Source organism: Ideonella sp. sgz306126 (genome assembly GCF_056032705.1).
The window spans coordinates 149673-161584 of the sequence record NZ_JBVYWP010000005.1; the positions used below are offsets into that span (position 1 = coordinate 149673).

Consider the following 11912-nt stretch of genomic DNA (forward strand, 5'->3'; position numbering starts at 1 on the left):
AGTGGCGTGACCGGACTCAGTGCCAGCAATCGGCCACCGTGCCGGCCGACACGCCCTTCTGCCCGGTGTCGGTCAACGTGAACTTGCCACAGGCGGCATCGGCAAAGCCGACCGGGGTGGCCGTCAATGTGAAGCTCCGGCCTGCATTCGTGATCACGGCTGCAATCGCGTAGGTCTCGCGACCGGAACTGGTCACGGCGGCAAGACCGGACTGATCCAGCGCGGTCTCCGCCCCCAAGAAGCTGTCCTGCGCGGTGTAGTAGCGCTGCAAGTACTGTGCCGCCTGGAGCAGTCCGGTCTGGGCGTCTGCCCGTTTGCCACGCAGCACCTGCTGTGTGTACACCGGGTAGGCCAGTGCAGCCAGAATGCCCACGATGGTCACGGCGACCATCACCTCGATGAGGGTGAACCCGGCGACCCAGGTCCGAAGACCACGCGAGCGGCCGCGGCGCCGTGCCGATACCGACCCCGGCCACATGATGGAGATCCCCATCATGGGATGGGCGGGTTGACGATCTGGCGCCATATCCGGTCCTTGAAGATCAAGCCCTGCCGGGGGAGTTTTATCTGGCGGCTGCCATGGGTATCCTCATCCACCAGATGGCTCGGATCGGTCGGATCGATCAGGATCTGGTCGACGCCATCGGCTTCGGTCTGGTAGCCGGCGGCCGCGACATCCTTGCCATCGACGCGACCATCGGCATTGGTGTCGTAGATCGGATCCGCGATGGCGGCGCCGTCTGCGGCCGCCAGCAGGTAGTTGTAGCCAACCCCTTTGCTGACATCGCACACCGGCGCGGAGCCCGCCGGCAGCAACGTCTGGATGAACACGTAGTTGCGCGCCACCACAAGTGCCGGCTGGAGAACGCGCTGCCTCGCAAACGGCAAGTCCATGTACCAGCCGAGTTGGCGACTCCAGTCCACGGGCAGCGTCGTGACGGTGAAATAAGCAGACGCCTGCCGGACGTCGGTCGGATCGTAGACCGGCGTGGCGGAGGCCAGTTGCGCCTGCAGCGCCGCTCGCTCGTCGCCACCGCCCCGGAATGGACTGTCCGCCGTGGCGGACGACGCACCGCTGGCCGTCTTGTCCCACACGCCGTAGAAGGTCTGCAGGTGACCGTCGTCGCCATCGTTCTCATCCACCAGCCGGCCGGTGCCGAAGAGCACCACCCGCCCCAGGCCTGTCGGGTGACTGACGAACGCGGGCGCGCCCGTGATCGGCTGGCCGATGCCCGACACCGCTGCGGTGAACAGTGGTTGGCCGCTGAAGCCCAGCTTCCAGTTGGCCGGCGCGCCGCCTTCAAAATCGAATCGCCAGAGGTTGCCGTTCAAGTCGCCGGCAAAGGCCGCCACGACTTCCCGGGTGGCTTCGTCCCGCAGCAGGCTCACACCCATCAAGCCGTTGTTAACTCCGCCCGGAACCGTCAGCTTCGCATCGACCTGCCCCGTGGCCAGATTCACCACCATCAGCGTCGCCGTGCCTGACGCGCTGTAGATGCCGTTGCCAACGAAGGCCTCCCAGTCGCCGCCTTTGACCTTTCCGACCGCGATCGGACCCAGGATGTTGCCGATGTCAGGATCGTCCGCGCTGTGGCGCTCCCACATCAACGTGTTGGCGTCCAGCGCGGTCGGATTGGCGGTGGGCACGTGGAGTGCGAAGAAAGCCTTGCCTCCCGCTCCCATGCTGCCCACCACCACGTTCGCCCAGGCGGCTGCGTTGCCGGGGGTGGCGATATAGGCGTCCGTTTCAACGAGCGGGCCGTCCACGAAGAAGCGGTGGTAGTTGCGGGTCGTGCCGTAGTTCTTCTGCCCGACAAGGTTCAGGTTCGCGAGCCCGGCTTGCGGCAGGTAGCCGTAGACCTCGGCCCCCGTGGAAGCGTCGAATGCCTCCAGGATGCCGGCGTTGCCGCCCAGGAAGACCACCCCCGCTGTGCGAACCTTCTTCAGGCTCACATACTGGCGGTAGTCGGCGCGGATCGCGTCGTAATTGAGATCGATCAGGTCCTTCACGAGCACCGGTGCCGCGTCGACGAAATCACCGAGGATCTGGCCCCCGCGGCTGCGATGCGCCAACCCCAGGCCCTCGTTGCCAGCGTCTCCCCGGATGAAATCGGTCAGCGTCTGGCCCGTGGCCAGGCCGCTCACACTGGCGCTGAGGGTGCCTTGGTTGATGCTGCCCATCGCGTCCCAGGTGAAGGGACGGGCCCTGGTGCCATCCCAGGTGAAGAGATTGCGGCGGTCCCAGGCGGGCATCTCCGCACTGGCCACCCACACCGGCGTGCCGCCGCTGGACACGGCACCGTTGCCGTCCAGTGTGTAGGCCGTCAGGTCGCCGCGCCATGTGACCGACTGATAGCTGGGCACCAACTTCAGACTGCCGGACCGCAGCACGGTCGACGTCGTGGCCACCCCCGCCTCCCTGGCCGTGACGCCCGATGCCTTGCCGAAGGCGTCGGTCAACGCCGCGCTGAGTTCGCCGACGTTGCGGATCGAGTAGAAATCGCCACCCGAGTTGACTGCGGCGTGCCACATGTCGTCGATCTTCGCCGCTTCGCTCGCCGTCGGCGCGGGCCATGACTGCGATCCGCTGGTGATGGCCTGCAAGACGGCGGCCCGGGAGGCCGCGGAACTCGCATCCAGGGTCCCGTGGACACCCAGGCCGATCATGACCTGGGTCAGGTGCTGCCAGTAGGCCAGATCGCCGTCGATCGGCGGCACCTTGTTGTCCATGCCCCGTTGCAGGTCATTGGCAAACAGCAGTGTGGCAACGTTGGCCAGCGAGGCGGGGGCAGGCACGGCATCGACGAATGGACGCTTCGCGACGTAATGATCTGGCGAGTAGGCGTTCGGGTTGTCGGTGCTGCCCACCCACCCGTTGGGCGCGCCATCCGACTGATCCAGGCTGGCGCTCATGGTCGGGAAATCGAACCCGACCCCATGCAGGACCGTGGTCACCTGATCATCCGCGTCGTTGTAATAGCCATCGGTCAGCAACAGGTTGACCGAGCGGCGACACGTCAGCGGAGTCGGGTCGAGCTGACCCGGGCTGGCGTTCCACGGGCTGGTGGCACCGCTTCCGAAGCCATCGGCGGCATCGCCCGAAAAATACCGGCCCACCTCCAGAAGTGACTTGCGCGTCGGCGTACCGCCGAACGACCGGATCGCATACACGTGCGACAACAGCGCCTTCACAGCGTCGGCGGTCAACGGCGACATACCGTCCTGGACCACCTTGCCGAGCCGGACTGCGCCTTGGTTGAATTCGCCGAAGCCCAAGCGCAAGGTGTTCACGCGATCCGCGACGATCTCGCCCAGTCCCCCTTTGACCATCGACTCCCGCATCCGGTAATAAGTGAACCAGTTGGCGAAGTTCTGCTGTTCTTGGGCCTGGGTACACCCCTGCCCGACCGGACAGTCGACGCGCGCGGCAGCGTGGCGCCATCGGGTCGGATACGCGGCAGGATCGTTGACGTCATAGGCGTCGTACGAGGTGCTCCGCGTCGGGTCGGACGACGCGGTCTTGAGCCGATAGACCAAGCCCGGCGCAAACGCCAGGCCGGTCGCTGGATGGCTGCACCCCGTGTCATCGGGCGTCGTGCACCAATCGGTTCCGCCGAGGGTCTGAGTGGTGGTGAGGTCGAACGTCGACGGGCTGCTCGGCAAGATCGGATCCCACTTCGCGGCGGCGGGCGCGGCATTGGGAAAGCGCCGCGGGTTCTGCCAATCCGACGTCGCCACCGGATCGACCCAAGGCCGGTACAGAACATCGGGGTTGTAGTACAGCGGATTCACATCCGGGGAGCGGAACTGCATCTGGTAGACGGGCGGGTTGAGCCGGGTCGCGGTCACTGTCCCCGTCTGATAGTTCCAGGCCCCGTTGGCAAGGCGCCGCGGGTCGTTGGGCCAGCCACCGTTGATGCATTTGGCGGTGCCTTGCGGTCGGCGGCAAAGCGCGGAGGCGTCGTTGCCGAGCAAGATGGAGGCGCCGTTCTGGACGAACGTCTCTTCCGGAAGAAAGTCGAAGGTCATCGAGCCTGAATCGTCGAGGGTCACCATCACGTTGGGCTGCGGTGGCGGCGCCGATCGATGGGCCAGCGGCGCCTGGAACGGTTCGGCGGCCTGCGCGATCAAGGTCGTGGCCAGGCCCGCCAGACTCGCCAGCGCGCCCCCTAGCCCGCATCGACCTATCGACCGCCAAGATGGAGACGCAGCATGGAGGGGTTCGATAGGATGCATGGCAGTCCTCGCTCAAGGTGTGATCAGCGGTTCAGCGACTGCAACCACACGACCGAGCCGCTGACGGTCTGGCCGTTGGTGCCCGCGGCGTAGTCGGGGCTGAAGCCCCTGGCCGTCACCACGACAGTCGCAGCCAAAGCGGGGTCGTTGGAATACTCGGCCATGCATTGCGGCAAGGTCGCGAACGACAGCGGCGTGATCGCCGATCCCATGGCCGCGGCGGGAACGGTCACCACCGCAGGGCCCGCCCAATTGGTGGCGACCTGCCAGGCCTGTGGTGCACTCGCGGCCTGTGGCGGCTGCGGCACCAGCGTCGGTGGACGGGGCGGATTCGGGCCTATCTGCTGCTCGCAATAGCGCAACCCGACCTGAGCCGCCTGCCAGGCCAGCGTCTGCAGCCGCGCGTTGTTGGCCACCAGGTCGGAGGTCAACGAACTGCGCATCAGCGAAGCCGAAGCCAGGCCGATGACGACGAGCATGATCAACGCCACGATCAACGTCACCCCCCGCTGGCATGCGAGCGTCGTGCGCCGGAACGACGGGCCGCGAGATGGCTTCATGATCAGAGCACCCCCAGTCGGTTCTGCAGCACCACGGTCGACATGAACGCCCGGTACATGCGGCCGTCAGCCGGTACCCTCGCCGCCCCGGAGCAGTCCCGGTAGGACGGCCAGGCACCGGCGACCCGCTCCATCACCGCGTTGGCGCTGGCCACCACGACGCACAGGCGCACCGACACCACTGCGTCAAAACTCGTGATGCCGCTCGCGCGGATCGCGGTCGCGGTCGCGTAATACGCGGCCTGACCGGGTTGCCCGACCGGCGCCACGTCGGCTGCTACGCCGTACTGGATCTGCAGGTCCTCGATGTTCTCGACCAAGGTCTGGGCGGCCGCAGCCCCGGCTCCCTTGCAGAACAACGCCGTGTGCGTCGCGCCGGCAGGCTTATCGAGGTAGAAGACGTTGTAGTCGAGGTAGTACGGCCCGGTCGGCGCCAGACCATTGCCGAGACAATCGAGCGGCACGCCCGCTGCCGACACGAGGTCGTTGTCGCCATCGACCTCGTAGGCCACGGCCACCGCGTCTCGACCGGCGCCGCTGCAAGTCAGGCTGTAAATGGGCTGGCCCGGATCGGCGAAGGCGCTGTCGCACCCCACCAGCCCGGGGGTGCCGGCTCCGGTTCCCGGGTAGCTTTTCGCGAACTTGCCTGTGGCCGCATCGACCCCGGTGGGACGGCCATAGCCGACTTGCACCAGATTGACACGCAGCAGGGCCAGCGCGGCGTGGGCATCGTCGCTCATCTGAGTCAACGCCTGGCCCTGCCGATGGCTGACCGTGGTGGCGTAGTACGCCGACAGCAGCGCGCCCACCACCATCAAGCCGACGGCAATGGCCACCATCAACTCAACCAGCGAGAAGCCGCGCAGGCCGGCATCCCACCGCCCCCCGCGAGCGCGCGATCTGACTTTCCTCCCGGCCCCGATCACAGCGCCACCCGGAGGTAGGTACAGCGAGGCTGCGGCGCCGCACCGGCGAAGCCGGGCGGACAGCGCGCCCGGCCGGTGGCGTTGTTGGTATCCTCGATCCGGTCGAAATCAGACGTGGACAAGGCCGCGGGATCCAACCAGGCGACCCAGAGGTCGATGGCGTTGCCGATCGGGTCGTACCGCACGTAGCCCATGCCATTCGGTACCGCGTCATGAACCGCGCGGTTCCACTGGGCCAGATCGATCGCGGCCATCTCGGTCGGCGTGCATCGGGTGGCCAGCGCACACGGCGGCTCGGCGCCCGCCGGAACGGGGGCGGGCGCGGGCACCAAAAAAGCGGTCGTCTGGTCGTAGCTTGACGGCGCCCCCGCCGGCGGCCCGTTGGCGCAGCGCCCTGGCATGGCACACAGATTCGCGGCGATGCGATCGGCGATATCCGCCGTCAGGAGACTGGCCGCGGCGCGGTATTCGCTCGCCTTGCCGAGCCGACCCGACGCCACCATGGCGCCGGCCATGGCGATCACGCCCAGCGAGACGATCAGCACCGCCACCAGCACTTCGATCAGCGACGTGCCGTGCTGGCACCCTGAGCCGGCGGCCTGGGTCGGGCACCTGTGGTAGCGCCCGCACGGCGGCCAGCCAGAACGCCGCTCGATCGACCGGGTTCCCAGCTCGCCGAATCGGGTCCCGATGCTGCCTGAAAACACTGCCGAGATGCTCATTCGAATCCCTTCTTGCCAAGACCTTCCGAAGCCCTTCGCCGCGACAAAGGCCGCCCAGGACAACGCCCGCGGTACGGATCGGTGGATCAACTGGCGCAGGCCTGCACGTCGTCCAGCACCCGCAGCCGGCCGGGCTTGTTGATGCAGGCCCGTCGCGCCCCCGGCAGCGGCTGGCCTTCGGGAAGAAAGTCGAAATGAGACGCCGCGTTGAGCGAGATGCCGGTGCCTTCAAAGCTCAGGTACCGCACGGTCGCAACCACCTGCAGGGATCGCCGCTCAGGCCGGTACAACGCCAGCAACACATCGTCCGGGTCCAGGCGGCCGCGCTGGCTCCGGTCGACAAACACCAGCCATCCGGCACTCCAGTCCTTGCCGGCGGAAGCGCAGTTCGTGTCCTGATCGCCCGAGGCCGGATCACGAGCGCAGACGGTGACGTGTTCGCCGCGCTTGACGGCTTCCGAGCGTGCCAGGCGCAGCGCGCCGGCCAGCGATGAAATCGACGCCGCCACCACAGCGCGGTTCGTCACGGTGGCCATCTGCGGCAGCGCGATAGCCGTCAGGACGGCCATCACGGCCAGCACCGTCAGCAGTTCAATCACGGTGAAGCCGCGGCGACAGCCGGCGGAACCAGGGCGCATCGGACTCTCCCACTTCCGTGCCGGTCCGCTACCGCGGTGGCGGCACACAAATCTGCGGCAAACATCCCACCCTGACTGCGGATCGCGAGCCGCCGCGCTTGGAACTGCTGTTGGACATTGTTCGGCGCGCGAGCGTCCGCTGTCGCTCCCCCAGAAGTGGGGACGGCGGCCCCGTACACTGAAGCCACCCCCTGTCCCGCGCCACCATGTCCGCCTTCGACGAAGCCCCCCTGCGCCGCGCCCTGGCGCTGGCCGAGGAAGCCATCGGCCTGTCCGACCCCAATCCGCGGGTGGGCTGCGTCATCACCACCGCCGACGGGCAGACCGTGCTGGGTCACGGTCACACGCAGGCGGCAGGCTCGGCCCATGCCGAGATCATGGCGCTGCGAGATGCTCAGCAACGCGGCGCCGACGTGCGCGGCGCGACGGTCTATGTCACGTTGGAACCCTGCTCCCACCACGGCCGCACCCCGCCCTGCTGCGACGCCCTGGTGGCTGCCGGCGTCGGACGGGTGGTGGTGGCCGTGGGCGACCCCAACCCGCTCGTGAACGGCCAGGGCATGGCCCGCCTACGGGCGGCCGGCATCGCGGCCGATTGGGCGGCGCCGGAATTCGCCCAGGCCTCACGCGACCTCAATATCGGATTTTTCTCGCGCATGCAGCGCCGCCGCCCCTGGGTGCGGATGAAGATGGCCGCCTCGCTCGATGGCCGAACTGCGCTGACCGACGGCAGCAGCCAGTGGATCACCGGCGAACCCGCGCGCACCGACGGCCATCGCTGGCGCAAGCGTGCCGGCGCGCTGCTGAGCGGCGTCGGCACCGTGTTGGCGGACGACCCGCGACTGGACGTGCGCCTGGTGCCGACGGCTCGGCAGCCGCTGCGCGCGATCGTCGACGCCCGGCTGGATACGCCGCCCGGCGCGCGCCTGTTCGAGGTCGCCGACGCGCCGCTGCGGTTCTACGCCGCCGCGCCGCCGCCGGGGCGCATGGCGGCACTGCAGGCCCGCGGCGCCGACGTCTGCTGCCTGCCCGACGCGGAGGGACGCGTGGATCTGGTACAGGTGCTGGTCGATCTGGCCGACCGGGGTGTCAACGAACTGCACGTCGAAGCGGGCGAGCGGCTCAACGGCTCGCTGCTGCGCCAAGGCCTGGTGGACGAATTGCTGCTGTACACCGCCCCGCTGCTGATCGGCCCGGGCCGCGGCTTGGCCGAGCTGCCCGCGCTGGCGACGCTGGACAAGGCGATCCGCTTCGAGTTTCATGCCGCTGACCGGGTCGGTGACGACCTGCGATGCCTGCTTCGCGCCGGGCGGCGCTGAGGACGGACATCGGCTCGCGCGCTGTTCGCCCGCCCCTGGTCTGCAGCCCCGGCCCGACCGGTGCCCGCCTACAATCGCGGGATGCCCATTTCACCTGTTCCCGAGTTGGTTGCCGAACTGGCAGCCGGCCGCATGGTCATCCTGGTTGACGAAGAAGATCGCGAGAACGAAGGCGATCTGGTCCTCGCCGCCGACCACGTGACCCCCGAAGCGATCAACTTCATGGCCCGTTATGGCCGTGGCCTGATCTGCCTGACCCTGACCCGCGAGCGCTGCGAGCGGCTGCGCCTGCCGCCGATGGCCGCCCGCAACGGCGCGTCGCACGGCACCGCCTTCACGGTCAGCATCGAGGCGGCGCAGGGCGTCACCACCGGCATCTCCGCAGCCGACCGGGCGCGCACCGTGCAAGCGGCCGTCGCCCGCGAGGCCACGGCCGCCGATCTGGTCCAGCCCGGCCACATCTTCCCGCTGCAGGCGCAGGACGGCGGCGTGCTGATGCGCGCGGGCCATACCGAGGCCGGCTGCGATCTGGCCGGCATGGCCGGGCTGAGCCCGACCTCCGTGATCTGCGAGATTATGAACGACGACGGCAGCATGGCCCGCCTGCCCGACCTCGAGATCTTCGCGCGGCAGCATGGCCTGAAGATCGGCACGATCGCCGACTTGATCACCTATCGCAGCCGCAACGAATCGCTGGTCAGCCGCGTCGGCCAGAGGACCCTGCAGACGGCCCAGGGCCGCTTCGAAGCCCTGGCGTTCCGCGACCGCTCGGGTGGCGTGCATCTCGCGTTGACGGTCGGCCAGTGGACCCCGGCCGACGAGGTGCTGGTGCGCGTGCACGAACCGCTTTCGGTGCTGGACCTGCTCGATGCCGGCGGCGCCAACAGCCACTCGTGGCCGTTGCCGGCGGCACTGGGCGCGCTGCAACGTGCGGGCCGCGGCGTGGCGGTGCTGCTGAACTGCAGTTCGGAAAGCGCCGATGCGATGCTGGCCCACCTGCTGCCCGGCAGCCAGGCCCCGGCCGTGCGGCCGGCGGTGGACCTGCGCACCTATGGCGTCGGCGCGCAGATCCTGCGCGAACTGGGCGTGACCCGCATGAAACTGCTGGGCAGTCCGCGCCGCATGCCCAGCATGACCGGCTACGGGCTGGAAGTGACCGGCTTCATCGCCGCCGAATGATGTACCAAGGAACCCACCATGCAAGGCGCTGACAAGGGCCAGAGCGGCTCGCTCGAAGGCGAGGGCCTGTCGATCGGCATCGTCCGTGCCCGCTTCAACGACGCGATCACCACCCGGCTCGCCGAAGCCTGCCTGGCCGAACTGGCCGCGCTCGGGGTGACCGACAAGCACATCGTGCAGATCACCGTCCCCGGCGCGCTGGAAGTGCCGGTGGCGCTGAAGGCCATGGCCGACAGCGACGACTACGATGCGCTGATCGCGCTGGGCTGCATCATCCGCGGCGAAACCTACCACTTCGAGCTGGTCGCCAACGAGAGCGGGGCCGGCGTCAGCCGCGTCTCGCTGGACCACCAGATCCCGGTGGCCAACGCGATCCTGACGGTCGAGACCCTGGATCAGGCCGTCGCCCGGGCTGACGAAAAGGGCCGCGATGCCGCCCGTGTGGCGGTTGAAATGGCCAACCTGATGGACGACCTGCTGTGACCGACGCGATTCCCCGCAAAACCCCGGCCGCCGCGGCCAAGCGACCGATCCAGAAGTCGTCGCGACGCCGCTCGCGCGAATTTGCCCTGCAAGGCTTGTACGAGTGGCTGCTGTCCGGCGCCGATGCCGGCGTGGTCGACGCCCACATGCGCGAGCAGGAGGGTTTTGCCAAGTGCGACACCAAGCACTTCGACGCGTTGCTGCATGGCTGCATCGGCGAGGCGGCTGACCTCGACGCCGTGCTGGAGCGCCATGTGGACCGCCGCACCGTCGAGTTGTCGCCGGTCGAGCACGGCGTGCTGCTGATCGGCGCCTATGAGCTCAAGCATTGCCTGGACGTCCCCTACAAAGTAGCGATCAACGAGGCCGTCGAACTGGCCAAGAGCTTTGGCGGCACCGACGGCCACAAGTACGTCAACGGCGTGCTCGACAAGACCGCCGCGGACCTGCGCCCGGCCGAACTCCAGGCAGCCCGCAGCCGCTGAGCGGATCCACCTGGCGGGCCGGGCGCTCGCCCGGGCTGGCCCGCCCTCCTACCGTCCCCTGCCATGAAGCTCGCCAGCCGCCTGGATCACATCGATCCGTTCTACGTGATGGAATTCGCCAAGGCGGCCAACGCACTGGCGCGCCAGCCTGCGTGCGATCCGGCCCAGGGCGGTCGACCGATGATCTTCCTGAACATCGGCGAGCCCGATTTCACGGCCCCCGTCGCCGTCCAGGTTGCGGCGGAACGGGCGATCCGCGACGGCCGCACCCAGTACACCGAGGCCTGCGGCCTGCCCGTCCTGCGCGAGGCCTTGTCGGGCTGGTACGCGCAGCACTTCGGGCTGGCCGTGGACCCGCGGCGCATCGTCGTCACCGCGGGGGCTTCGGCGGCGCTGCAACTCGCCTGCCTGGCCTTGTTCGAGCCTGGCGACGAGGTGCTGATGCCGGATCCGTCCTATCCCTGCAACCGCCATTTCGTCGCGGCGACCGGTGCCACGGCGCGGCTGCTGCCGGCCGGCCCGGAAGCCCGCTTCCAGCTCGACGCCGCCAGCGTCGCGGCCCACTGGACACCAGCCACCCGCGGCGTCGTTCTCGCGTCGCCGTCGAACCCGACCGGCACCTCGATCGACCCCGAGGAACTGCGCCGCATCCACCAGGTCGTGCGCGAGCGCGGCGGCGTGCTGCTGATCGACGAGATCTACCTCGGCCTGAGCTACGAGGCCCGCTTCGGCCACAGCGCCCTCGCGCTGGGCGACGATGTCCTGTCGATCAACAGCTTCTCGAAATATTTCAGCATGACCGGCTGGCGGCTGGGCTGGCTGGTGCTGCCCGAACCGCTCGTGGCGCCGATCGAGAAGCTGGCACAGAACCTCTACATCTGCGCCTCCAGCGTGGCCCAGCAGGCGGCGCTGGCCTGTTTCGATGCGGCCTCGATCGCCGAATACGAGCGTCGCCGGGAGGCCTTTCGCGAGCGCAGGGACTTCATCGTCCCGGCGCTCGACGCGATGGGGCTGAGCGTGCCGGTGGTGCCCGACGGGGCGTTCTACGCCTGGGCCGATTGCAGCCGTTTCGCGACCAGCAGCTGGGAGTTCTGCGGTGACGTGATGCGTGCGGCCCACGTGGCGCTGACCCCCGGGCGAGACTTCGGTCCGGCCGCTGCCGAGCGCTACCTGCGCCTGTCGTTCGCCAGCAGCCTGCCCCAGTTGCAGGAAGCCGTGGCCCGGCTGCGCCAGTACCTCGCGACCCGCAGCCGCCCGGCCTGAGGCATCGGTCGCGCTTTCGCCGCCCTGCGTGATACCCGACGGCACCCGATTGCGTATGCTTGGGCCGATGCGCTGGCGCAACCCCTTCCGGCAATCCGCGG

At 68.6% G+C, this 11912-nt stretch carries 11 protein-coding genes; 5 read left to right on the forward strand and 6 right to left on the reverse strand.

The features are described from left to right. Positions 1–16 precede the first annotated feature (16 nt). From AC0N04_RS15800 to AC0N04_RS15825, 6 genes are all read right to left on the reverse strand, one after another. Entirely contained in the window at positions 17–493 is a 477-nt protein-coding gene (locus AC0N04_RS15800) for a type IV pilin protein (protein ID WP_474283212.1), read from the reverse strand. Then, positions 493–4131 carry a pilus assembly protein gene (locus AC0N04_RS15805; protein ID WP_474283213.1) on the reverse strand — a complete coding sequence of 1213 codons (3639 nt, stop codon included), beginning with the start codon at positions 4129–4131 and terminating at the stop codon, positions 493–495. The genes AC0N04_RS15800 and AC0N04_RS15805 overlap by 1 nt, the downstream gene beginning before the upstream one ends. 128 nt (positions 4132–4259) lie before the next feature. Beyond that, complete coding sequence (locus tag AC0N04_RS15810; protein WP_474283214.1) at positions 4260–4796, reverse strand: pilus assembly PilX family protein; 537 nt, start codon at positions 4794–4796, stop codon at positions 4260–4262. Positions 4797–4798: 2 nt separating this feature from the next. Next, on the reverse strand, positions 4799–5722 hold the full coding sequence (locus AC0N04_RS15815; RefSeq protein ID WP_474283215.1) for a PilW family protein: 924 nt from the start codon (positions 5720–5722) through the stop codon (positions 4799–4801). Next, entirely contained in the window at positions 5719–6444 is a 726-nt protein-coding gene (pilV, locus tag AC0N04_RS15820) for a type IV pilus modification protein PilV (RefSeq protein ID WP_474283216.1), read from the reverse strand. Before pilV ends, AC0N04_RS15815 begins: the two co-directional genes overlap by 4 nt. An 86-nt stretch (positions 6445–6530) precedes the next feature. Next, positions 6531–7082 carry a GspH/FimT family pseudopilin gene (locus AC0N04_RS15825; RefSeq protein WP_474283217.1) on the reverse strand — a complete coding sequence of 184 codons (552 nt, stop codon included), beginning with the start codon at positions 7080–7082 and terminating at the stop codon, positions 6531–6533. Positions 7083–7288: 206 nt separating this feature from the next. Here AC0N04_RS15825 and ribD point away from each other — a divergent pair, with 206 nt between their 5' ends. The 5 genes from ribD (at position 7289) to AC0N04_RS15850 (ending at position 11811) form a co-directional block, all read left to right on the forward strand. Beyond that, complete coding sequence (ribD, locus tag AC0N04_RS15830) at positions 7289–8401, forward strand: bifunctional diaminohydroxyphosphoribosylaminopyrimidine deaminase/5-amino-6-(5-phosphoribosylamino)uracil reductase RibD (protein WP_474283218.1); 1113 nt, start codon at positions 7289–7291, stop codon at positions 8399–8401. A gap of 81 nt (positions 8402–8482) precedes the next feature. Continuing rightward, complete coding sequence (gene ribBA / locus AC0N04_RS15835; protein WP_474283219.1) at positions 8483–9580, forward strand: bifunctional 3,4-dihydroxy-2-butanone-4-phosphate synthase/GTP cyclohydrolase II; 1098 nt, start codon at positions 8483–8485, stop codon at positions 9578–9580. 18 nt (positions 9581–9598) lie between these two features. After that, positions 9599–10063 (forward strand): 6,7-dimethyl-8-ribityllumazine synthase, encoded by a 465-nt coding sequence (gene ribH / locus AC0N04_RS15840; protein ID WP_474283220.1) that lies wholly within the window; start codon positions 9599–9601, stop codon positions 10061–10063. A gap of 8 nt (positions 10064–10071) precedes the next feature. Beyond that, the gene (gene nusB, locus AC0N04_RS15845) at positions 10072–10548 is read left to right on the forward strand and encodes a transcription antitermination factor NusB (protein WP_474283312.1); all 477 of its coding nucleotides are present in this window, start codon (positions 10072–10074) and stop codon (positions 10546–10548) included. 63 nt (positions 10549–10611) lie between these two features. Next, the gene (locus tag AC0N04_RS15850) at positions 10612–11811 is read left to right on the forward strand and encodes a pyridoxal phosphate-dependent aminotransferase (protein ID WP_474283221.1); all 1200 of its coding nucleotides are present in this window, start codon (positions 10612–10614) and stop codon (positions 11809–11811) included. Positions 11812–11912: the final 101 nt, after the last annotated feature.

Coding starts and splice junctions, on each gene's coding strand:
- ribBA (WP_474283219.1), top strand. CDS start 8,483: ATGCCCATTTCACCTGTTCCCGAGTTGGTTGCCGAACTGGCAGCCGGC.
- ribD (WP_474283218.1), top strand. CDS start 7,289: ATGTCCGCCTTCGACGAAGCCCCCCTGCGCCGCGCCCTGGCGCTGGCC.
- ribH (WP_474283220.1), top strand. CDS start 9,599: ATGCAAGGCGCTGACAAGGGCCAGAGCGGCTCGCTCGAAGGCGAGGGC.
- AC0N04_RS15850 (WP_474283221.1), top strand. CDS start 10,612: ATGAAGCTCGCCAGCCGCCTGGATCACATCGATCCGTTCTACGTGATG.
- AC0N04_RS15825 (WP_474283217.1), bottom strand. CDS start 7,082: ATGCGCCCTGGTTCCGCCGGCTGTCGCCGCGGCTTCACCGTGATTGAA.
- AC0N04_RS15810 (WP_474283214.1), bottom strand. CDS start 4,796: ATGAAGCCATCTCGCGGCCCGTCGTTCCGGCGCACGACGCTCGCATGC.
- pilV (WP_474283216.1), bottom strand. CDS start 6,444: ATGAGCATCTCGGCAGTGTTTTCAGGCAGCATCGGGACCCGATTCGGC.
- AC0N04_RS15800 (WP_474283212.1), bottom strand. CDS start 493: ATGGGGATCTCCATCATGTGGCCGGGGTCGGTATCGGCACGGCGCCGC.